17 protein-coding genes and 3 pseudogenes are annotated in these 21,892 nt (G+C 70.9%); 6 read left to right on the top strand and 14 right to left on the bottom strand.

Features of this window, described 5'->3' with window-relative positions; genetic code table 11:
* Nucleotides 1–32 precede the first annotated feature (32 nt).
* The 4 genes and pseudogenes from OHA98_RS15270 to OHA98_RS15290 form a co-directional block, all read right to left on the bottom strand.
* Nucleotides 33–158, bottom strand: a pseudogene (locus OHA98_RS15270) (IS5/IS1182 family transposase); the annotation flags it as partial.
* Between the two features lie 108 nt (nucleotides 159–266).
* A pseudogene (locus tag OHA98_RS42665) lies at nucleotides 267–2,041 on the bottom strand (reverse transcriptase domain-containing protein).
* A gap of 531 nt (nucleotides 2,042–2,572) precedes the next feature.
* Nucleotides 2,573–3,434, bottom strand: a pseudogene (locus tag OHA98_RS15285) (transposase); the annotation flags it as partial.
* Nucleotides 3,435–3,515: 81 nt separating this feature from the next.
* On the bottom strand, nucleotides 3,516–3,803 hold the full coding sequence (locus OHA98_RS15290; RefSeq protein ID WP_266926117.1) for a hypothetical protein: 288 nt from the start codon (nucleotides 3,801–3,803) through the stop codon (nucleotides 3,516–3,518).
* A gap of 474 nt (nucleotides 3,804–4,277) precedes the next feature.
* On the opposite strand from OHA98_RS15290, the gene panD reads away from it, so the two are divergent.
* Together panD and OHA98_RS15300 are read left to right on the top strand one after the other, a co-directional pair.
* On the top strand, nucleotides 4,278–4,703 hold the full coding sequence (gene panD, locus OHA98_RS15295) for an aspartate 1-decarboxylase (protein ID WP_266926119.1): 426 nt from the start codon (nucleotides 4,278–4,280) through the stop codon (nucleotides 4,701–4,703).
* Between the two features lie 39 nt (nucleotides 4,704–4,742).
* A complete protein-coding gene (locus OHA98_RS15300) occupies nucleotides 4,743–5,096 on the top strand; it encodes a GNAT family N-acetyltransferase (RefSeq protein ID WP_266926121.1) in 354 nt (117 codons plus the stop codon).
* Nucleotides 5,097–5,458: 362 nt separating this feature from the next.
* Here the strand turns inward: OHA98_RS15300 and OHA98_RS15305 are convergent, their stop codons facing one another.
* From OHA98_RS15305 to OHA98_RS15330, 6 genes are all read right to left on the bottom strand, one after another.
* Nucleotides 5,459–6,889: a diaminopimelate decarboxylase gene (locus tag OHA98_RS15305; protein ID WP_266926123.1), complete on the bottom strand. Its 1,431-nt coding sequence runs from the start codon at nucleotides 6,887–6,889 to the stop codon at nucleotides 5,459–5,461.
* A gap of 109 nt (nucleotides 6,890–6,998) precedes the next feature.
* Complete coding sequence (locus tag OHA98_RS15310; RefSeq protein ID WP_266926125.1) at nucleotides 6,999–8,645, bottom strand: CdaR family transcriptional regulator; 1,647 nt, start codon at nucleotides 8,643–8,645, stop codon at nucleotides 6,999–7,001.
* A 310-nt stretch (nucleotides 8,646–8,955) separates the two neighbouring features.
* Nucleotides 8,956–9,753, bottom strand: coding sequence for a family 1 encapsulin nanocompartment shell protein (locus OHA98_RS15315; protein WP_266926127.1), 798 nt, complete (start codon nucleotides 9,751–9,753; stop codon nucleotides 8,956–8,958).
* Complete coding sequence (locus OHA98_RS15320; RefSeq protein WP_266926129.1) at nucleotides 9,753–10,823, bottom strand: Dyp-type peroxidase; 1,071 nt, start codon at nucleotides 10,821–10,823, stop codon at nucleotides 9,753–9,755. The genes OHA98_RS15315 and OHA98_RS15320 overlap by 1 nt, the downstream gene beginning before the upstream one ends.
* A gap of 152 nt (nucleotides 10,824–10,975) precedes the next feature.
* Nucleotides 10,976–12,418: an NADP-dependent phosphogluconate dehydrogenase gene (gndA, locus tag OHA98_RS15325; RefSeq protein ID WP_266926131.1), complete on the bottom strand. Its 1,443-nt coding sequence runs from the start codon at nucleotides 12,416–12,418 to the stop codon at nucleotides 10,976–10,978.
* Between the two features lie 103 nt (nucleotides 12,419–12,521).
* Nucleotides 12,522–13,034 carry a DUF5709 domain-containing protein gene (locus OHA98_RS15330; protein ID WP_266926133.1) on the bottom strand — a complete coding sequence of 171 codons (513 nt, stop codon included), beginning with the start codon at nucleotides 13,032–13,034 and terminating at the stop codon, nucleotides 12,522–12,524.
* Nucleotides 13,035–13,425: 391 nt separating this feature from the next.
* On the opposite strand from OHA98_RS15330, the gene OHA98_RS15335 reads away from it, so the two are divergent.
* Together OHA98_RS15335 and OHA98_RS15340 are read left to right on the top strand one after the other, a co-directional pair.
* Nucleotides 13,426–13,578 carry a hypothetical protein gene (locus tag OHA98_RS15335; RefSeq protein WP_266926134.1) on the top strand — a complete coding sequence of 51 codons (153 nt, stop codon included), beginning with the start codon at nucleotides 13,426–13,428 and terminating at the stop codon, nucleotides 13,576–13,578.
* A 217-nt stretch (nucleotides 13,579–13,795) separates the two neighbouring features.
* A complete protein-coding gene (locus OHA98_RS15340; protein ID WP_266926136.1) occupies nucleotides 13,796–15,271 on the top strand; it encodes a UDP-N-acetylmuramoyl-L-alanyl-D-glutamate--2,6-diaminopimelate ligase in 1,476 nt (491 codons plus the stop codon).
* Nucleotides 15,272–15,418: 147 nt separating this feature from the next.
* On the opposite strand, the gene OHA98_RS15345 is transcribed toward OHA98_RS15340, so the two are convergent.
* Nucleotides 15,419–16,066: an HD domain-containing protein gene (locus tag OHA98_RS15345; RefSeq protein WP_266926137.1), complete on the bottom strand. Its 648-nt coding sequence runs from the start codon at nucleotides 16,064–16,066 to the stop codon at nucleotides 15,419–15,421.
* A gap of 371 nt (nucleotides 16,067–16,437) precedes the next feature.
* On the opposite strand from OHA98_RS15345, the gene OHA98_RS15350 reads away from it, so the two are divergent.
* On the top strand, nucleotides 16,438–17,949 hold the full coding sequence (locus OHA98_RS15350) for a carboxylesterase/lipase family protein (RefSeq protein WP_266926139.1): 1,512 nt from the start codon (nucleotides 16,438–16,440) through the stop codon (nucleotides 17,947–17,949).
* A 44-nt stretch (nucleotides 17,950–17,993) separates the two neighbouring features.
* Here the strand turns inward: OHA98_RS15350 and OHA98_RS15355 are convergent, their stop codons facing one another.
* A complete protein-coding gene (locus OHA98_RS15355; RefSeq protein WP_266926140.1) occupies nucleotides 17,994–18,149 on the bottom strand; it encodes a hypothetical protein in 156 nt (51 codons plus the stop codon).
* Nucleotides 18,150–18,467: 318 nt separating this feature from the next.
* Here OHA98_RS15355 and OHA98_RS15360 point away from each other — a divergent pair, with 318 nt between their 5' ends.
* Nucleotides 18,468–19,640 (top strand): S1 family peptidase, encoded by a 1,173-nt coding sequence (locus OHA98_RS15360; protein ID WP_266926142.1) that lies wholly within the window; start codon nucleotides 18,468–18,470, stop codon nucleotides 19,638–19,640.
* A gap of 92 nt (nucleotides 19,641–19,732) precedes the next feature.
* Here the strand turns inward: OHA98_RS15360 and OHA98_RS15365 are convergent, their stop codons facing one another.
* Together OHA98_RS15365 and OHA98_RS15370 are read right to left on the bottom strand one after the other, a co-directional pair.
* Nucleotides 19,733–20,776, bottom strand: coding sequence for a hypothetical protein (locus OHA98_RS15365; RefSeq protein WP_266926144.1), 1,044 nt, complete (start codon nucleotides 20,774–20,776; stop codon nucleotides 19,733–19,735).
* Between the two features lie 468 nt (nucleotides 20,777–21,244).
* Nucleotides 21,245–21,889: a TetR/AcrR family transcriptional regulator gene (locus OHA98_RS15370; protein WP_266926146.1), complete on the bottom strand. Its 645-nt coding sequence runs from the start codon at nucleotides 21,887–21,889 to the stop codon at nucleotides 21,245–21,247.
* Nucleotides 21,890–21,892 lie beyond the last annotated feature (3 nt).

A 21,892-nucleotide genomic window follows, 5' to 3' on the forward strand; every position in this document is an offset into this window, starting at 1 on the left:
TTTTCAGCAATCTTCTAGGGCGCTGATTGTGATCAATGGGCGGTCCGGGTGAGGTCCTTGATCCAGATCATCGAAGCGCGGAGGTGGAGGCCGGCAAGGTAGCTCTCCGGCGTCTTGTCATAGCGAGTGGCGATGCCTCGCCAGGCCTTCAGCTTGTTGGTTGGGTAGGCCACGCGACGAGGTGCCTGCCATATGCAGGCCCTTTTCCGCACGGCCCTCCTCCGAACCCGCCGTACGAGTTTCCCCGTAACGGGCTCTCCAGTGACCTATTTCGTGACGCTGCTGGTTGGCTTTCCCGAGTGGATCATGTCATGGCAACCAGTGCAGACCACCAGAGTCTTGCGCCGTTTCTTCGCCATGACCTGGCGCCATTCAGTAGGTGGATCTCCCCTGTCGAGGTCGGCGATTCTTCGGATGTGGTGCACTCGCACGTCTTCCGATGTCCCGCATAGCTCGCACTTCCCTTTCAAGAGCCGGGTAATCAGCTCTTTTCTGGGGCGGGGGTTGGCCACTTGACGGTCCGCGGACCGCTGCCTTCTGTCGCGTCAATGAGATTCCGCCGAATCGTGCGACCAGTGGCTTCCTACCTGCGCCGCTGGGGATGCTGGCTTCGAAGCATGTGCGGGACCCATATGGTGTCTCGACTTTGGCCTTGTAGCGGGCCGCCATCTTGGACACGGTCGAGCGATGCTTCGCTGCCAGTGTCTTGAGCAACGAGGTTTCCATGGCCCAACGCAGCCGATGCAATCGGCATACGTTGCCAGCCAGTAGGTAGTACTGGACGATGCCCCGGTATTCGGCCCCGTAGACGTTGACGATGGTGTAGTCGTCGTCGAGGGAGCTGGGACCGATGCGCGGGTTTTCCGCGACTGAAATACAGGGCTGCCTTCTCTCGAATCACCTTCGCTGGCACACGCAAGGCGATCGACCCGTTGGCCGTCCTGCGGCCCCGGGTTGCCTGCCTATCGTTGTGCTGGACGGCGATCTCGTATCCGAGGAACGTAGCCGCGCCCTTGCGGGCGTGGGTGATCAGCGTCTTTTCTGGCGACATTTCCAACTTGAGGTCGTCGCGGAGGAATGCCGCGAGGCGCCGTTTGATCTCTTCGGCCTCGGATTTCGGCCCGATGAACCCTAGCAGGGTGTCATCGGCGTATCGCACGTAACGCAGCCTTCGGTAGCCCGGATCATTCGGATCCACGCTGGGAATACTGCGCTGCTGCTTGCGAAGTGACCGGACTTCGGTCCGGTTGCCCCGCCTGCGGGCACGAGCGATCGCGTTGACCACCTCCAGGTAGGCAGGGTTGCGCACCCTGCTCTGCCCTCGGGTGTATTGCGGAATCAGAGTCTTCTCGACAAATCTGTCCAGTCGGTGGAGGTAGATATTGGATAGAAGCGGGGAGAGTACCCCGCCCTGGGGTGCCCCACTGAGCGTGGCGCCCCAGGTCCAGTCCTCCATGTACCCGGTCTCAAGCATGTTTCGCACCAGCCGAAGAAACCGGCCATCGTGAATTCTTTCTGACAGGGTCTCGATGACGACTTGATGGTCGATCGATCCGAAACAGTCGGAGATATCACCTTCGATGAACCAGGTCGTACCCGTCCAGGTATTGCCCACCTCGGTTAAGGCCGTGTGGCATCCCCGTCCGGGCCGGAACCCGTGGGAACGGTCGGAGAACTGCGGCTCGTAGTACGCCTCCAGAAGGAGGCGCATCACTTCACCAACCAGTTTGTCCGTCCATGTCGGCAGCCCAAGCGGGCGGAGCTTCCCATTCTTCTTGGGAATGCTGACCCGCTTGACGGGACTGAACCGGTAGCGCTCGTGACGCATCGCATCGATGATGCGGCCGATCTTGTCCAACGACATGCCGTCCACGGTTTCTTGAGTGACTCCCGGCGTCATCGCCCCTTTATTGGAGTAGATGCGGTCGTAAGCCGCCAGGTACAACTGCGGATTAAACATTTGCCGATACAGTTCGTCGCACGGCAGTTCTAGCCTGCCGCGCTCACGAAGGATGCCTAACACCGTGTCGGCACTCTGCATTTCGCATACCTCCAGGTCTCGTTCGCATCCAGTCACCTGTGCCCCTTCGCCCTGCGAGCGGCTTTCCCGCTCTCCTTGACAGGTCGTTACTCCTGCGACTACTACGAGCACTCCGTCGCCTTAGGGTTCGCACCCCGTAGGCGATCCCACGTTCGTCCTTGTTGTACGTCATAGCGTGACGTAGGCGCCCCACTCATCTCCTTGAATGCCCGTCACTGGACATCGCCCCATGTCGCAGAGGGTGCGTCGGCCCCTGATCAAGGCCGCCACAGGACATGGCATCGGTTTCAGTAGCCTTTCCGATGGATGCGAACTTTCATCAACTGGAGATTGGGGTTCAGGCAATCCAGCTTTCGCCATATCACGCGGGCCCCTCAGTGCACCGTCCCTGGCAACTGAGCCCGGTCACTGATTGTCTGGCATGCTCTGGTCCCCATCACCTTTCGGATCCAGGTGAGCCATCAGGCCCAGGAATATCCCTCCAATTCCTCCCGGCTGAGCCGGGGATACAACAAGGCGCCTCGTGGCGCACATCAGGCGTTCGACGGTGTTCCTCTCCTTGTAGAGGTCGGCGTCGTGGCTGTCGGGCCGGCCGCCTCTGGAGCCCTTCTTCTTCCGGTTGGCGGCCTGGTCCCTCTTCTCAGGGATGACCGCCTTGATACGGCGTCTACGCAGGTAGGCGCGGTTTCCGCGGGACGAGTAGGCCTTGTCCCCGGCGACCGCGTCCGGCCGTGTGCGGGGGCGGCCGACGGGCCTGCGTACCCGCACCTTCTTCAGGGCCGGGATGAACTGCGGGCCCGCGGTCAGGATGAACGCCAGCGGGCGGCATTTGCGGTCGGCGGCGAGGTGGACCTTGCTGGTCTGTCCGCCTCTGGAGCGTCCGAGGAGGGCAGCTTTCAGCCGGAGTTTCCGCCGACGCCGGACGCGTCTTCGTTCTTCCCGCACGGGATCGCTTTCGGTCTCCTGCCCGCTTTGTTCTTCGATACTGCCCCCTTTGACCTGACCTTCTCCTCCCCGGCGGCGGCTTTCTCCAGGGCGGCGACGACGTCCTCGTTGAGGTGCATCCCGGCCGTGTCGTGGTGGGCCCGGGTGGTGGTGGAGTCGATGCTGACCAGGAACAAGTCCACCTCACCGCGTTTCGCGGCTTCCGTGATCAGGCCCTCCAGCAGAGCCTCGAAGACCCCGGCGTCACGCCCTGCCTAAAGCGGTTGTAGACGGTCGACCAGGCGCCGAACTCCGTCAGCGTCTCCCGCCACTGCCCGCCCGTCCTGAACCGCCACATCACGCCCTCGAACTGCTGCCGCAGCCGCTCGGGATACGGGCCGTACTCGCCGATCGGCAGGTACGGCCCGGCGAACTCCCACTCTGCATCCTTCAGTCGCACTCGCGTCACGCAAGAAGGTCTACCGGCCCAGGTCTCGCCGTGAGGGCGAAATCTGGGACTGCCACCGTCCGCTGTCGAGTCGAACTGGGCTCAGCCGAGACCACGATGGGCGGCCCACAACGCCCCGGCACGGCCGGCAGCATCGGAGACCAGGGCCGCCAGCTCGGGTTTATCGGGGACAGGGAACGAGACGTACGCGCCCCGACCACCACCGACTGGTCTGCCGTAGGCCTTCACGGCCAGGTGACCGTCCGGGAGAAGCCGGACGTTGAGTGTGGTCAGCGTGAACGCTTCACCGCGTCGGGTGTCCGTCCAGCGGAGCGCCTGCGGTATCACGACATTGATCGCCAGAGCGCTTACTTCCAGGTCGCTGCTCATGGACGGATGATCTCACGCGAGTCGCCGCGGGCGGCCGCCACCGGCCCACGCAGCAGGTAGTTGATCACGACTCGATACGCGCCCTAAGGGGCCTGTGCCCTTTCGGCCGGGGGCGGTTTCCTACCGCGCCTCCGGCTCGCGAGGCCATCGGGCGGGAAGCCGTCGCTCGCGAGTTCCATGTTGCCGAGGGGCCTCGGGTGGGCCGCAGACAGCGAGCCGACTTCCGGAGCGGTCGAGTGTCGATCGCCTGATGGTTCATCAGGTACGTCGGCATTCAGTCAGCATGAGTCCCCGCGCGTTCCGGGACGATCGTCTCAACAGGCTCCGGTGCGAAGGGAAAGTCCAGGTAGGAAGCCGTCGCGCCTGACCGGAGCGATGTTCCTCACAAACATCGTTCGGCGCGTGCCGGTGTAAGGTCGAGACCGCCCTTGACCTGCACAAAGCAGGCAGGGAGCCGTATCAGAGGAGTCCCCGGTGCTGCGCACGATGTTCAAGTCCAAGATTCACCGGGCCACGGTGACCCAGGCCGACCTGCACTATGTCGGATCCGTGACCATCGACGGCGAGCTGATGGAGGCCGCCGATCTGCTGCCCGGTGAACTGGTGCATATAGTCGACATCGACAACGGTGCACGCCTGGAGACGTACGTCATCGAGGGCGAGCGCGGTTCCGGTGTCATCGGCATCAACGGGGCGGCCGCCCACCTGGTCCACCCCGGCGACCTGGTCATCCTGATCAGCTACGCACAGGTCGACGACGCCGAGGCCCGCGCGCTGACTCCACGAGTGGTCCACGTCGACGCGGGCAACCGGATCGTCGCCCTCGGTCACGACGCCTCCGCGCCCGTTCCCGGGACCCGTACCCGACGTGGCCCGCACGTGGTGCCCGCGGCAGGCTGAACCGCACCGTCCATGCCCGCAGGCGACAGGAGCACCGTCATGGCAGAGAACTCAGCGGTCGGCATCCGGGACGACCGGGAACACGGCAACCTCGTGGCCTACGAGGACGGCACGGCCGCCGGGGTCATCGCGTACTTCGTCATGGAGCCCGTACCCGGCGCCCTCGTCGCCGTGCACACCGTCGTCGAGCCGGGCCACGAGGGCAAGGGCATCGCGAGTGCCCTCGTGGCGGAGTTCTACGCCATGGCGGCCCGTGAGGGAGTCCCCGTCGTCCCGCTCTGCCCGTACGCGGCGAAATGGGCGCAGCGCCACCCGGAGCAGGCGCCCGCCGCCCCCGCGGAGCTGGTCCGGGAGGCGGAGCGGCAGCTCACGTCGCACCCCGAGCTGTTCTGACCGCGTCGGCGCCGCGGGTGCGCGGGGCACACGTGTGGACTCGACAGGCGCGGGCAGCCGCAGCGGGAGACGGTGGAGACGAGCTCCACCGGAAAGACTCCCGACGCTTTGGAGGTCCGAGATGACCCACCCGTACCCCGACCCGGTACCGCCGGCGCCGACCCCCGCACCGGTGCCCGGTCCGCCCACACCTGTACCGGGCCCGCCGCCCGGACGGCCGGGGCCCGGCCCGATGCCGCCGGGACCGTCGCCCGACCCGATTCCGCAGCCGCCGGGGCCCGACCCCGACCCGGTGCCCGAGCCGGAGCCCTCGCCCCAGCCCGCCGGGTGAGCCGCTGAGCCCCCGTCCGGCACGCGGACCCTCAGGCGGGCCGGGCAGGCCCGCCGCCGGGCCCGGCCAGCGCGTCGGCGTGGGCGAGACCGCTCTCCGCCGCGATCGAGTCCAGCGACTGTGCATCGCGCACCGGGGCGAACACCACCCCGGCGCCACCGTCGCCCGCGGCGGCCCGGAAGCCGTGCACGGCGGGGCGCGGCAGGCTGTTGTACGCCCACGGGGTGGAGAAGTAGTAGGCACCCGTGTCGTACAGCACGACGAAGTCGCCCTCGCGCAACTCCGGCAGCTCCCGGCCGTACGCCACCACGTCCCCGGCGAAGCAGCACGGGCCCGCGATGTCCTGTGCCAGCGGTGGTCCCTCCTTGGGGCGCCCGTCCGCGCCGAACGCGCCGACCCGCAACGGCCAGGCGTCCGGCATCAGGACCGTACGGGTGGCGGTCTGCGCACCCGCATGGGTGAGCGCGACACGGCGTCCGCCCGCGTCCTTCGTGTACTCCACCAGGGCGCCGATGAAGCCGTTCTTCGCGAGCAGGGAACGGCCGAACTCGGTGACGAGCGCGTAGCGGCCGTCGAAGAGGCCCGGTACCGCCTCCGTGAGGGCCGCCACGTAGTCGGTGTACGCCGGCCGGACCGTGTCGTCGGCGAAATTGACCGGAAGCCCGCCGCCGATGTCGAGGCTGGTGATCTGCCGGGTCCCCAGACGCCCGTTGATCTCCTCGGCCAGCCGGTACGTCTCGCCGATGCCCGCCGCGATGAGTTCCAACGGGCAGCCCTGGGAACCGACATGGGCGTGCAGCCGGGTCAGCCACGGCCGTTCCCCGAAGGCCCGGACCACGGCCTCACGGGCTCCCGCGTCGCGCAGCGCCACCCCGAACTTCGAGGTGGCCGTCGCCGTGCTCATCGCCCCGATGGAACCACCGCCCACCTGCGGATTGACCCGCAGCCCGAGGACGGACGCGGTGTCCGGGGAGCGCAGTTCGTCGATACGCCGCAGTTCGTCCAGGCTGTCGGCGTTGACGGCCACGCCCAGCGCGAGCGCCAGCCGGATCTCCTCCCGCGTCTTGACGGGGGAGTCCAGCACGATGGCCGAGGGAGCGAAACCGGCGTCCAGGGCGAGCCTCAGCTCACCCGGGCTCGCCACCTCGCATCCCATCCCGCAGTCGGCCAGCAGCCGCAGCACCGGGATCAGGGCGGCGGCCTTCGCCGCGAAGGTGTGGAGTACACCGGGCGTCCCGGCGAACGCGTCCCGCAGCGCGGCGACGGAATCACGTACCCCGTCGGTGTCGATGAAACCCGCGACGGGACTGTGCTCGCCCAGCAGGCCCTGCTCGACGGCCTCGCGGACGGCGTCGGCGAAGTACGCGGCGCGTCCGGAGGAGGCGGACTGCGCTGAGGAGGCGGACTGCGCTGAGGCGGCGGACGGCGGGGAGGAAGCGGACTGCGCGGATGTCTGCGTCATACGGTGAGAATCGGTGATGGGAACCCCACAGGTCTTTGTCGGGAAGGACAAGACTGGCGCCGATCCTTGTCCGCACGGGCAACCGCCGTACGGAAACCTGCCGAACCCCTCAAACCTCACCCGACAGGCGCACGGCCAGGGCCAGGAGCAGCCGGGTGTCCGGGTCGTCCACATCGACGCCGAACCTCTCCCGTACGCGCCGCAGCCGGTACCGCAGCGTGTTGGGATGCAGCACGAGCCGGTGCGCGGCCCGGGTCACATCGCCCGCGGCGTCGAAATAGGCGGCGAGCGTGCGGACCAGCTCGCCGCCCGCCGCGAGATCGGCGGCCACCAGGCCGTGCACCGGCCCGCCGCCCGCCTCCCACAACGGCCGTACGGTATCCAGCACGCGCAGCACATCGAGGGCCGTCCGTACCCCGGACGCCCCGGCGTACCGCACCGGGGCGCCGTTCCCGCCACGGTGCTCCCGCTCGCGCAGCACCCGGACGACGAGCACGGCCTCCTCCAGCGAGCCGGCGGCGCCGAGCGCGGAAGGGGCCACGGACCCGGCCCCGATCCGGACCGGAACGCCGCCGGGCAGTGACCCCGCCACCCGGTCCAGCTCCCGGGCCAGAGCGAGCGCCTCGCGGTCCCGCCCCCGCTCGGCGGGCAGCAGCACCAGCAGCCGCGCCCGTTCGCGCAGGACCAGCACCGTACGGCGGTACGCGGAGGCGTGCAGGCCGAGCACATCGAGCGCGCGGCCGGCGGACGACGGCGAACCGGCCGCCGGGTCCGGGACCACCGCCAGGACCGCGCACGGAGCGTCCGGTGCCAGGCCCAGCGACCAGGCGTGGGTACGGCGGTCCCCCTGCCCGTACAGCAGCCCGCGCAGGGCATGGTCGCGACGGCGTACGGCACCGCTCTCGTGCAGCCGGTGCCGCACGAGATGGGGCGCCACGGCCCCGGCGGCGCGGCGCAGCGCCTCCCCGGCCCGCGGGGACAGGGGGCGGCCGTCCGCGGCGGCCCAGATCGAACCGAGCACCTCCGGGCCGCTGCGCACGGCGATGACCAGGCGCTCGGGACTGTCGCCGTCCGCCGGGCGGTGGATGACGTCGCGTGAGGTCCACAGACTCCGCAGGATCCCGCTGCGGCGCAGCTCGGCCACCCGCCACTCGGGGACCCGGCCGCCCAGGATCGTGGACCGGCGGATCCCGTCGGCCTCGGGCCGGGTGGCCGAGTGGGCCAGCACCCGGAAGCCGGTGTCCTCGATGGTGATCGAACCGCCGGCCGACTCGGCGATGGACGCGGCGAGCGCGCTCAGCCCGCCCGCCGGAGTGCCGTCCGCCACCGGGTGACCGCTGCGCCCCGCGCGTGCGTACGCGAGTGCGGAGCGCAGCAGGGTCGCGGTGTCGGTCCAGTCCGCCCACGCCGCGCGGGCCAGCAGCGCGATGCCCGACTCCTCGGCCGCGGCGAGCACTTCGGGAGCTGCCGCGGCGTCCTCCGCCTCGCGCAGCACCACGGCACAGGCACCCTGCCGGGCCGCGCGGAACACCGGCTCCGCCGCCTCGGCCAGGGCTGTCGACGCCCCGACCGCCAGGACCAGGTGCGCCCCGGCGGGCCGGTCCGCCACCTCGTCGCCGAACATCACGCCCCGGACCGCGACATCCTGCCCGGCGGGGGCCAGCAGCAGCCGCAGCGCCCCGCTGTCGTCGAACGCCAGGATCTCCCGGAGCGTGAGCCCGGCCGCCGTCATCTCATGGGGCGGTCCGCTGTCCATGGAACCGAGCATACGAGCGGGACCGGCGGGACGGACCGTGCCGACGGCATCCCCCGGACCCGCCGCGCAAACGACGGCCGCCGCCACACCGTGGGCGTCACCTTCGTGGACCGTACGGAGGCGATCCGCGACCCCGCCCTACGGGCGCTGAGCCGCGATGGGCCGAGCTGGGCTGGACCGTGAAGGCGACGGCGGCCGGCCCCCCGCGGTTCCACGGCCCTCGGCCGAGTGCCAACGGCCCGCGGCCGAACGGCCCGTGGCCGGGCGCCGACGGCCCGAGCGGCCGACCGCCCCCGCCGCCGTGGTCCCCTCAGGCGATGAGCGGGACCACGGCCTCCGGCGTCAGCATCCGGAAGGTGAAGGCCTGGTGGAAGTAGAGGCGGATGCTCGTGGCGTCGTGGTCCTGGTAGCCGATCGACAGATCCTGGCCGAGCCGCAGCTCGAAGTCGCCGCCACGGGTGGACAGCAGGACCCCGCCCGTCACGGCGGGCGCCCACAGGATCTTGTCGTCCAGCAGGCGCCCCAGATGGGTGGCCACCGGATATCCGTGGTCGGAGGTCTCGGTGGCCTCGGTGAACGCGTCGGCGCCCAGCAGCAGCCGGTACGGTCCGTCGACCCCGGCGAGCCGCAGCTGTGTCAGGGCCTGGCTGACCGCCGCCGGGTAGTCCCGCGCATCGGCCGGCAGCGGGAGCGGAGTGTGTGAGGAACCGTCCCGCAGACCGGTGATCCCCGCCGCCGGGTAGCCGTCGATGACGGCCATGTCCTCGGCGAACGCACAGGTGCGGGCCGCGTCCTTGACGGGCTGCCAGTCGCTGTCGTCGGAGCCCCGTTCCACATCGTCCACGGCCGCCCGGGTCACCGTGAACGGCACCTTCCACTCGATGAGCGGCATCGAGGTACGGGCCCTGGCCAGCACGTCCGGGGTGGGCGGGTCGATGTCGCGGAGGTGACCGTCGCCGATCGCGGCCAGCTCCGGCCCGTCCGGGTCCGTCACGTCCACCACCCGGCGGCCGGCGACATGGCGGCTGAAGGTGCGCCGGGCCTCCTCCTCGATCTGGTCCCAGGCGGCTTCCGTGACGGGCGCGAGTTCGCGGTGGAGGTTGTTCATCACTGGGCGCTTTCTTGCAGGCTGCCGATGCGCAGCGAACCGTCGGCCGGGACCGCCGGTGCCGGTGCCCGCCGTACCGGCGCGGTGGCCGGTTCCGGGCGGGCCCCGGCCCCGGCGAGGGCGGGCGACGGCGGCGGGGCGTCGAGGAACTCGGCGCTGGGGGCGTAGAAGAGCGTGCCGGTGACCGCGGTCGAGAAGTCGAGGATGCGGTCGTGCGTACCGGGCGGATCGCCGAGGAACATGTTGCGGAGCATGCGCTCGGTCACCTCGGGGTCGGCCGCGTAGCCGATGAAGTACGTGCCGAACTCGCCCTGTCCGAAACTGCCGAACGGCATGTTGGCGCGCAGGATGTCGCGCTCCGTACCGTCCGGGTCGGTGATCGTGTTGAGAGCGATGTGGGAGTCGGCGGGCTTCTCGGCGTCGGACATCTCGACGTCGTCGAACTTGGTCCGGCCGATCACCAGTTCCTGGTCACGGACGGACAGCGCGTTCCAGGCCGCCAGATCGTGCAGGTACTTCTGCACGATGACGTAACTGCCGCCCGTGAAACCGGGGTCGTCGTCGCCCACCAGGGCGGCGGACCGCGCGTCGTCACCCACCGGATTCTCCGTGCCGTCCACGAAGCCGAGCAGGTCACGGTGGTCGAAATAACGGAAGCCCTGGGTCTCGTCGACGATCCGCACCGCACCGCCGAGCCGCTCCAGCAACTGCCGGGCCCACTCGTAGCAGACGTCCATCCGCTCGGCCCGGACATGAAAGATCACATCGCCCGGCGTCGCCGGAGCATGGTGGAGCGGACTCCGCAACTCCTGGAAGGGATGCAGCCGCGCCGGGCGGGGACCGTCGAACAGCCGGTCCCAGGCCGCGGAGCCGAAACCCGTCACACAGGCCAGCCCCGCGTCCGGGAAGCGGAACCCGATCGAACGGCTGACCGCCGCCAGGTCCGGCAGCACCTCACGCACGGCCGCCTCGCCCCCCGGTTCGATCGTGCCGACCAGAATCAGCGCGGCGCTGGTCAGCTGGGCGACCACGGGCTGGACCGCGACCGGGTCCGGGACGGCGTCGGGCATGCGCGCACTCCAGGGTTGGCGGGGCATCGGCGGGGCATCGGCTGGACATCGGCGGGACCGGAGGCCGGCGGGGGCTCGCTGCCACTTACCCACACCCGCGGCCCTCCCGCACCCCGGGTGACCCGGCCGGGTCACCCGGCGGACCGGTGGCGTCACCCGGCGGGGACCTCCGACCTGTCGCCGCCCCAGAGGGTGTGGAAGGAGCCCTCCCTGTCGGTACGCCGGTAGGTGTGCGCGCCGAAGAAGTCCCGCTGTCCCTGGGTGAGCGCGGCCGGAAGCCGGCCGGCGCGCAGCCCGTCGTAGTACGAGAGCGCGGCGGCGAACCCGGGGACGGGGACCCCCTGCCGTGCCGCCTCGGCGACCACCGCGCGCCAGTCGTCCTGCGCGGCGCCGATCTCCCGCGCGAACTGTTCGTCGGACAGCAGGCTCAGCAGTTCCGGGCGGGCGTCGTAGGCCGACCTGATCCGGTCCAGGAACGCCGCCCTGATGATGCACCCGGCCCGCCAGATCGACGCGACGGCGCCGAGGTCGATGTCCCAGCCGTACGCCTCGCCGCCCGCCCGGATCTGGTGGAAGCCCTGGGTGTACGAGACGATCTTGGAGGCGTAGAGCGCCTGCTCGACCCGGTCGGCGAAGGCCGCCGACTCCGCCTCGCCCAGGGGTACGGCCGAGGGGCCCGCCAGACCGCGGGCCGCCTCCCGGAGGTCCGCGTGGCCGGACAGCGACCGGGCGAAGACCGCCTCCGCGATCCCGGAGACCGGCACGCCGAGATCGAGCGCGATCTGTACGGTCCAGCGGCCGGTGCCCTTCTGCTCGGCCCGGTCCTGCACGATGTCGACGAAGGGCCTGCCGGTGGCCGCGTCGGTGTGGGCGAGGACCTCCGCCGTGATCTCGATCAGATACGAGTCGAGCCGCCCGGTGTTCCAGCTGCGGAAGGTCTCGGCGATCCGCCCGGGTGAGTAGCCCGCGACGGCCCGCAGCAGGTCGTACGCCTCGGCGATCAGCTGCATGTCCGCGTACTCGATGCCGTTGTGCACCATTTTCACGAAGTGTCCGGCCCCGTCCGGCCCGATGTGGGTGGTGCACGGGGTGCCGTCCTGGGCCTTCGCGGCGATCCTCTCCAGCATCGGCCCCAGCGACTCGTACGACTCGGCGGAACCGCCGGGCATGATGCTCGGGCCGTGCAGGGCGCCCTCCTCACCGCCGGAGATCCCCGTACCGACGAAGTGGATACCGCGCTCGCGCAGTTCCCTCTCGCGTCGGCGGGTGTCCTCGAAATGGGCGTTACCGCCGTCGATGACGATGTCGCCCTCGTCCAGCAGCGGTACGAACTCCTGGATCACCGCGTCGGTCGGGTCCCCGGCCTTCACCATGATCACGAGGCGGCGGGGGCGCTCCAGTGCGGCCACGAACTCCTTCGGCGTGTGCGCGGCGACGAAGGTGCCCTCGTCGCCGAACTCCCCGACCAGGGCGTCCGTCCTCGCGGTGGTGCGATTGTGCACGGCGACGGTGAAGCCGTGGCGCGCGAAGTTCCGCGCGAGGTTGCGGCCCATCACCGCGAGCCCGGTGACGCCGATCTGCGCAGTGCCGCTCATCTGTGTACTCCTGCGATCTCGTGGGATGACGGGGACGTGAGGGAACGGCCGGGGTGGACACCGGTCGGGAGGACGGAGCGTTCAGGACGTGCCGGCGCCCGCCTCACGGTGCGGGGGAGGGGGCCGCGCCGTCACCGGTGGGCAGCGGCCCCTCGCCCGGCAGGCCGTCCTCCTCGTCCGGAATCACATACATGGCCGCTTCCTCGGCCGATGCCGCGGCGCCGTCGATCCCGACGTCCCGAGCGGTCAGTGTGTACGGAACGCTGCCGTCCGCCTGCTGGGTGAGCCGTCCGGCCCGGACCGTGCCGACCTCGGTGTCCCGGAGCTCGCCGTCCCCGCCGGGCAGGTCACCGGGACCGTCGTCGGCGGAGACCGGGATCTCGGGCAGTTCCCTGGTCAGCCGGCTGTCTAGGGACTCGCCGGTGTGCTGCTCGGCCGCCGTGGTGCCCCGGTCGTCGACCGCCCACGGCCGGTCCGGTGGCGAGTAGCCCTCGTCCAGGACATCCGTGATTCCCGAGGTGTCCAGGGTGTCCTCGACATCGAGCAGGTCGTCGGGGTCGGAGGCTTCCGGCTCCTGGGGCTGGTAGACGTCGTCCCCCCGGTCGGTGTCGGTCATGGTGTGTGTCCTTTCTGCCCGTCGTCACCGCATTCGGCACTCCGCCTCCGGCAGCGCACTCCGGCGGTCCACCCTTGGCGGTCCACGTCGGCGGTCCACTCCGGCGGGGCGGACAGCCCGGTGCCGAACGGCGCGGGCGCCCAACCGTCCCCTGTACGCAATTCCACTCCGGTCGGGCCGGGGCCGCAAAGGGAAGATCAGCACCCGGCCCGTCCGCGGAGGCGCGGCCGTGCCTTCCCTCGCAGCTCAGGGCCTGCGCCGGGCCCCACCCGGCACGCTCCAGGCTTGCCCCCACGCGGTCGGGACAACCGTCGTCCGGGGCCGAACATCCCGCGCGGGACCTGCGGCCCGCGCGGGTTCCGTCGCGCAGGGCCGGGCATACACTCGGTCCATGGGTCGCACCGATGACGTGAGGAAGTGCCTGTCGCGGGCCACCTCCGTGCTGCGCCCGGCCGCTGCCGCTCCGGCAGCTCCCGCAGCGGCGGCCATGCCCGCCGAGGGTGCCTCCGATACGCGTCGCACCGCTCTGCACGGCCACGGCTAGCGATCTTCCGCGGTTCCTGTCCGGGGCACTGCCCCCGACCCGCCCCCTTCACGACCCCGGCCTTCGCGCCGGGCTGAACCGTCGCGTCCGGCATCGGCCGGCCGCGAGACCCATCACCGGCTCCACACAGCATCACCGCAGCTTCCGGCGCACCGCCGGTGCTGTTGCCCGGCGACGGCCGCAGGACCGGGCCCGAGCCGCCTTCGAAGGGACCACCGTGAAGCTGAGCGAACTACTGGCCGGGCAGGAACACCACGTGCTCCAGGGTGTACCGGAGCGGACCGACATCACCGCAGGGACCACCTTCGACGCGGACCGGGTCACTCCGGGCTCGCTCTTCGTCGCGGTGCCGGACCACCTCGCGGGTGGCCCGCATGCCGTGGCCCCGGCCGCCGCCCGAGGTGCGGTGGCAGTCCTGGTCGACGCGCAGGCACCGCCGCTCCCGGCCTCCGCGGAGGGTGTGTGCGCCGTCCGTGTACCGGACACCCGGAAGGCGGCGGCCGTCGTCGCCTCGCGGTACTTCGGTGAGCCGGGTCGCGCGATGGACCTGGTGGCCGTCACCGGCACCAACGGGAAGACATCCGTCTCGTACATGGTCGAGTCGGTGCTGCGGATCTCGGAGGGCGCGAGGGTGGGGGTGATCGGCACCGCCGGGAGCCGGATCGGCGACGAGCTGATCCCGATGCCTCCCTCGGTACTGACCACGCCCGAATCGCCCGACCTCCAGTATCTGCTCGGGCGCATGCGTGACCGGGGGGCCGGCAGCGTCGTCCTGGAGGCCACCTCGATGGGCCTGCTGAACCACCGGGTGGACCGTACGTTCATCGACGTCGGCGTCTTCACGAACCTGACGCAGGACCACCTCGACGACCACGGGACGATGGAGAACTACCGGGACGCCAAACTCCGCCTCTTCCAGGGACTCTGCCGGCGTGCCGTGGTCAACGCCGACGACGGGGTGGGCGCCGGGATCCTGGCGATGATGCCGGGCGAGGTGACCACGTACGCCCTGGACACCCCGGCGGACTACCGGGCCACCGACCTTCTCGTGGATGCCGCGGGCACCCGCTTCACCCTGCACCACGAAGGCGTCAAGTATCCGGCGGCGATCCCCTCGCCCGGACGGTTCTCCGTCTCCAACGCACTGGCGACCGTGGCCGCCTGCCACCTTCTGGGGCACGATCTGACCGGGCTGGTCGGCGCGCTCGAACGGATGCCGCAGATCCCGGGCCGCTTCGAGCGCCTCCACACCCCGCGGGGCACATCGGTGATCGTGGACTACGCGCACTCGCCGGACTCCCTGAACAAGGTGCTGACCACGATCCGGGGCTTCGCCCGGGGCCGGATCATCACCGTGTTCGGCTGCGGCGGGGACCGCGACACCACCAAACGGGCCGCCATGGGCACCATCGCCGGTACCCACTCCGATCTGTGCGTCCTCACCTCGGACAACCCCCGGTACGAGGACCCGGACGTCATCCTGGACCAGATCGCTCCGGGCCTCATGGCGACCGGAACCCCCTTCGAACGCTTCGCCGACCGCCGCCGGGCCATCACGTTCGCGCTGGAACGGGCGGGCCGGGACGACATCGTTCTCATCGCGGGCAAGGGCAGTGAGCCGTACCAGATCGTCGGTGACGAACTGGTGCCCTTCAGCGACATGGCGACGGTGCGTGAGCTCATGGGGACATAGGGCCCGTTGTCCGACGGTCCCCGGCCGACGGACCGGTCGCGCGTGCCGGGCCTCCTCCGTACGCCTCCCGTACGGAGGAGCGGGCCCGGACGCCGTGCGCAGACCCGGCACGGCCGCGGGGTGTGCCGTCTCGCGGGACCGCGCCGGTCATTCGGGCCAGGGGGAGTCGAGGACGGTACGTACGAAGTCACCGCGTGCGAAGCCGGGGACGAAGTGCTCCAGCACATCGGCCTTGACATTGCCGAACGTGGTCTCCGGCCTGGTCCGGATGCCGTCCGTGAACGCGGCGAGAATCTCCCGCTTGAAGTCCGGACGCGGATGGAGCGCGACGATCTCCGCCCGGTCGGCCTCGGAGATGTCCCCGAAACCGATGCCGAGCACGTCGTACTCCACACCGGCGGTCACCAGAGCCACTTCGGGTTCCATGTGTGACGGAATGCCCGGGGTCGTATGCAGGGCGATGGCGGTCCACACCCGCCGGACGCTGTCCTCGGGCACCTGGTGCGCCCGGAGGAAGCGGCGGGCCTCGTCCGCGCTGTCCACTTCGAAGCGCCTGCCGCTGGAACGGAACCGCTCGCCGAGCCCGAGGTCGTGGAACATCGCCCCGATGTAGAGCAGCTCGGGATCGAAGGAGAGGTCGCGGTGACGGCCCTGGAGGGCGCCGAACCAGAAGACCCGGCGGGAGTGGTGGTAGATCAGCTCGCTCGTGGTGTCGCGTACCAGCTCGGTCGCTTCCCGCGCGAGCGTGGTGTCGGGTACGGGGACACCGGCCGTGAGAGGCGTGTCGGTCGTCATGGTGTTCACCGGCTTTCCGCTTCGTGGATCGTACGGTCGTGGGGCGTGCGGTCGCGGACCGTGCTGTCCTCGGCCGTGCCGTCATGGGCGGTGCCGCGGTCCGAGGGTTCCGCCCGGTGCTGCTTCGGAACGTACACCCCACAGATCCGGACATCGGCTGTTCCCAGGCTGTTCCCGGGGGCCGGGTGTTCCCCGGGCCGCCGCTCCGTACGACCGTGGCCGTGGCCGTACGGCACTCGGTTCCGCACACCGGCTCACATCCACAGTGCGTCAATCGTGGTGATCTCGGTGTTGGCGCGTTCGTCCGACCGCTGACACGCTGAATCCGTGTCCGGAACCGAGAACCGGTCACGGAGGACGGGGGAGCAGCGGTGGCCGAGTACACGACCAGGTCCGGACGGGTGCGCGGGCGGACGGCCGCACGGGACGACAGGATCGTCGCCGTGCTCGGCATCCCCTACGCCGCTCCGCCGTTCGGCGCGAACCGGTTCGGCGAGCCCCGGCCGGCGCGGCCCTGGGACGGGGTCCGCGACGGTGCGGCCTTCGGGCCGGTGGCCCCCCAGTCCGCCGAACTGCCGGGCGCGCCGGTCTGGTCACCCGGCGACGAGGACATCCTCACCCTCAACATCTGGACGCCGGGCACCGAGGGGGACGGGCTGCCGGTACTGGTCTGGATCCACGGTGGTGCCTATGTCTTCGGCTCCTCCGCGCAGCCGGACTTCGACGGCACCGCACTGGCCGGATCGGGAGTCGTCGTCGTGACCCTCAACTACCGCCTGGGCTTCGAAGGTTTCGGCCATGTCCCGGCCGGGGAGGACGAGGCGCCCTGTCCCGACAACCGGGGGCTGCTCGACCAGATCGCGGCCCTGGAGTGGGTACGCGACAACATCGCGGCGTTCGGCGGCGCGCCGGGGAACGTCACCGTGGCGGGACAGTCCTCGGGAGCCACCTCGGTCGCCTGCCTGATGGCGATGGACCGGGCGCGCGGACTCTTCCGCCGCGCCATCGTCCACAGCGCCGTCAACGCCTGCGCGTCCGTGGCGGAAGCCGCGCGCACCACCGCCGAAGTCGCCGCCGCGGCCGGTGTGCCCGCCACCCGTACGGGGCTGCTCTCCGTGTCGCCGCAGCTTCTCGTGGCCGCGGGCGACCGGGTCGTGGACCGGTACCGGCGGGACCCCCGTTCCGGGCAGCGCCACTACGACCCGGCGGTCTACGGACCGGTCGCGGACGGGGACATCCTGCCCCTCGACCCGCTCACCGCCTCGGCGGCCGGACTCACCCGGGCGGTGGACCTGCTGGTCTGCCACACCACGGAGGAGTACTGGCTCCTGGACGCCGTCGGGAGCAGCGCGAAGATCGCCACGGAGAAGCAACTGGCTTCCTTCGCCAGGGACTTCGGCCTCCCCGACGCGCTCGTCGAGGGATACCGCGTACGGATGCCGGACGCTTCCGTGCGCGGCCTCCATCTGGCCATCCATACGGATCTGCTCTTCGGCGAGTACAGCAGCCGGCTCGCCGACTCCCACGCGGACGCGGGCGGGACGGTGTTCATGTCGCGCTTCGCCCGGCGGCGCGGTGGTCAGGGGCAGCGGGTGCGCGCCTGGCACTGCGCGGACATCCCGTTCGCGTTCGGCAACCTCGACGAGGAGAGCGTCCACTTCCTGACCGGCGGCGTACCCGGGCGGGACGATCATGAGCTGTCGCGCCGCATGCTGGGGGCCTGGGCCGGTTTCGCCGCGCACGGCGATCCCGGCTGGCCCCGGTTCGCCGCCCCCTCCCGGGCGGTGAGGATCTGGCGTACCGCCGGGGAGGAGGACGCCGCGCCGGGCGGCGGCTTCCGCGAACTGTGGTCCGAGGCCGGACTCCCACTGCTGGCCCCGTGACCGCGATCAGCCCTCGCCCGGCCTGCACCCGGTGAACGGGCCTGTCACAGGAGCCCCCTGAGGAACCCGAAGAACGCGCTCACCAGCATGGCCAGCCCTACCAGGACCCCGACGATCACCACGGTGACCCAGGAGCAGCCGCCTCCGGTTTCCACCTCGTGCTTGTTCCGGCCGCCCAGCTCCCAGTCGAACAGATCCACGAACTTCCCCCTCTTCCGACGACGGAGCCCCCGGCTCCATCGGGATGCGCTTTCGCCCCGTGCCACTGTGACAGTACGACCGCTGACGGTGCGCCGGATGAGTACGCCTACTCAGCCCCCGTACCGGGTGGAGCCCTGTTCCGGCGCCGGTTCGCTCCTTGGTGTGGACCTGATCCATTGGCATGGACCTGCCTATCGTTCTGGGCTACAGTCCGTTGCGGTACATCTGAGAGCGCTCCCAGTCGACTGTTCCGGATGCGCTCCCGGATGCCTCCTGTTCCACCCCACGATGCTGGAACAACAGGAAGGTCCATTCCCTTGAGAAACACGACAGTTGTGCGGACCGGTCTGTCCGCGCTGCTCCTCCTCGGCGCCTGGGCGGCTGTCGGCCTGCCCTCGGCCTCCGCGGCGGATTCCCCCTCCATCACCGGCACCCGGGCCTCCGCAGCCGCCGACGCTCCGGCCTCCGCCGGCCTGCTCTCGGCGATGCGGAAGGACCTCGGGCTGACGGAAAGTCAGGTACGGGCGCGGCTGGCCGCCGAGAAGACGGCGACAGCGGTGGAGCCGAAGGCACGGCGCGCGGCAGGATCCACGTACGGCGGCTCCTGGTTCGACGCGGGCACCGGCAGGCTGACCGTCGCCCTCACCGACGACCGGGCCGCGGCGGCGGTACGGGAGACCGGCGCCGATACCCGGCTGGTCCCGCACACCGCACGGCGGCTCGACGCCGCCAAGCGGCGCATCGACGCGCTGTCCGCACCGAGCGGTGTCAGCAGCTGGCACGTCGACCCCGAGGCGAGCAGCGTCGTCGTGAACGTGGTCGCCTCCGCGCGTGCTGACAACGATGTCCGGAGTTTCGTCGCGCAGGCCCGCAAGGCCGGTCCGGTCACGGTGAGGGAAACGGCCGGCGCCCCGCGGACCTTCGCCGCGGGCACGGTGGGCGGTGACCCGTACTACACCGGCAACGTCCGGTGCTCCATAGGCTTCTCGGTGCACGGGGGCTTCGTCACGGCCGGGCACTGCGGCCAGGCGGGCGGGGCGGTCCGCGGCTGGGACGGCTCGGACATCGGCAGCTTCCAGGGTTCGTCCTTCCCGGGCGACGACTACGCCTGGGTGAGTGTGGGCAACGGCTGGTGGACCGTCCCCGTGGTCCTCGGCTGGGGTACCGTCTCCGACCAGCTGGTCCGGGGCTCGGCCGAGGCTCCGGTCGGCGCCTCGGTCTGCCGCTCGGGCTCCACCACGCACTGGCACTGCGGCAGCGTGCTCGCCAAGAACGAGACCGTCAACTACAGCCAGGGCGCCGTCCATCAGATGACCAAGACGAGCGTCTGCGCCGAACCCGGTGACTCCGGCGGCTCCTTCATCAGCGGTGACCAGGCGCAGGGCGTCACCTCGGGTGGCTGGGGCAACTGCGGCGGCGGCGGTGAGACCTGGCACCAGCCGGTCAACGAGATCCTCGGCCGCTACGGGCTGACCCTGCACACCGCCTGATCCACCCGGCCCGTGTCGCCCGGGCGACACGGGCCGGGGTGGGCGGAACCACCGGGCGTCCCGGCGAAGGGTGACCGGGATCGAGATCGCCCTCAGCGTCGCTCGTCGCGAAACCTGCGCAGCTGGGGCGCGCGTATGGCGGGCAGCCCGACCAGCGTGTCCGCGAAGGCGCGGCGGTTGGGCATCAGCGGGTACCAGGGCTGCGACGGCAGTGGATAGTCGTCGCGCAGGACACCCTCCGGGAGCACTCCGCTCGCGGGCATCGGCGAGGTCTCGCCCGGGTGGGCGAAGTACGCCCAGACCCCGCTGTCCAGCGGCACCACGGCCCCCTCATCGCCTGCCGGGCGCCAGGTCTCCCCCGTGAGGGGGTGGAGGGGGACGAGGAGGACGGCGGGTCGGGGGCGGGGCGGGGCGACCCCCGGGCCGGCCAGTCCCACGGTCCGGGCACCCGGCCCGGCAGGGAGACACCGGCCGACGGCGTGGCCGAGCAGCTCGGCGACGGGGCCGGCGGGGAGAATGACCGGGCCTCCCGCGGTGGTCGCCACGAGGTGGGCCAGCACGACCCCGACCGCGGCCTCCCAGCGGCGGCTCCACGACCCGTCGGGTTCGACGGGCGGGACGCGATGCTCAGCGCGTTCCAGATCGTCCCAGCAGGGCGGCGGACCGGCGGGGAGCAGCCCCGAGGGGCGGCATACGACCGCGTCGGGCTCCAGCCACACCGTCTGCCACATTCCGCAGTCGTCCATACGGGTCGCCACGGCCCGGCCGCATTCCTCGCACGCCAGGTTGGGTCCGGCCCGGCCGTCCACACCCCGGCAGTAGCCCTCGCACTTCTCGGGGATCAGAGCCATGGACCGGGAGTCGCCGGGGGCGATGACGATCCTGTTCCGCGCGCCGAAGGAGACGGAGTACACCGGCGCGTACACGCCCTGCCGGGCGGCCGCTTCCTCTCCGACCTCCTCCCACAGTCGCCAGGGCGGTCCGGTGGGCCGGGAGTCGACGGCGTACGTGGCGGACTCCATCAGCGGAGGATGGAGCTCCTCCCACGCCCCGTGGTGGGCGTGGACGGGGAGGGCGACCCGGGACACCGGCGCCGTCAGCTCCGTGCCGCACCCGGCACACGCGAACACGTCCAATCCAGCTCCCCCTCGGCCCGCTCCCCGGGGGATTGTGCCTCGCCCGCGGCGGAGGAACCACCGGATTTCGGGACGGCGCTCGGGGCGCCTCTTCCTGATCGCCTCGGCGCCGTCGTCATCCGGTCAGCAGTGATGCGAAAGAAAGGGCCTGGATTCGAAAGAAACGGTCTGGGGGCAGTGATGCCCGGGAGTCAATGTGCCCGGACCAGGACACGCCGCCGAGGCCGGGCGCGCGAGGACTTCGTGCCACGGCAGACCGTTCACCTCCGTCAGCCGGCCGCCCGCGCGAGGCGAGTCGGCGCGCGCAGAGGGGCAAATGCCACGGTCCTGTAGGCCGTGGTTGCGGAAGACGAGCAGATGGACGCCGCCGGGGCGAGCGCGTCGCGCGACGCGGCGACCGTGTCCCGATGGGCCGCCCCGGTTCACCTGTCGCTTCCTCGCCCCGACTCGTCCGGTTCTTATGGAGGTTCAGCGTGTGTTCGGGCGGTTCGGGGGGTGCGACGTGGTAGGCCGGGCCGGTCGCTCCCACAGGCCGGCCAGATGCGTGTGGAGGAGGTCGTGTGCCTCGTGCGGGGTGAGGTGGCCGATGAGGACGTGCGCGGTGAGGCCGTCGGCGAGGGCGAGGAGGGTGCGGGCCTCGCGCTGCGGATCGAGGGGAACGGCGGATCCGGCGCACTCGTCCGCTTCCGCGATGAGTCGGGTGAACGCCTCCTGCAGAGCCGCGTAGTTCGCCTTCAGCGTCCTGGCGAGCACCGTGCTCACAGCCGCCTGCGCGACGAAGGCGAGCCAGACCCTGGCCTCGGCGCGGTGCTCCTCCCGGAGCAGTGAGATCTCGTCGGCGGCGTGTCCCAGGGCGGTGCCGGCCGACTGGGCCGGGCTCCTGACGAGGCGGGCCTGTACGCGCTCGCCGATCCGCTCACCGATGTGCCCGAGAGCGAACACGAGCATTTCTTCCTTGGTGCGGAAGCACCGCTGAACCGCGCCCATCGACACCTGCGCGCGGGCGGCGACGTCGCGAAGGGTCACGCCCTCCAGCCCCCGTTCGTCGGCGAGATGGCAGACGGCCTCGGCGATGAGGCGGCGCCGGCCCACATGGTCCACGTGCCTGGGCATCCT

Origin of the sequence: Streptomyces sp. NBC_00654 (genome assembly GCF_026341775.1) — a bacterium.
Taxonomy (GTDB): domain Bacteria; phylum Actinomycetota; class Actinomycetes; order Streptomycetales; family Streptomycetaceae; genus Streptomyces.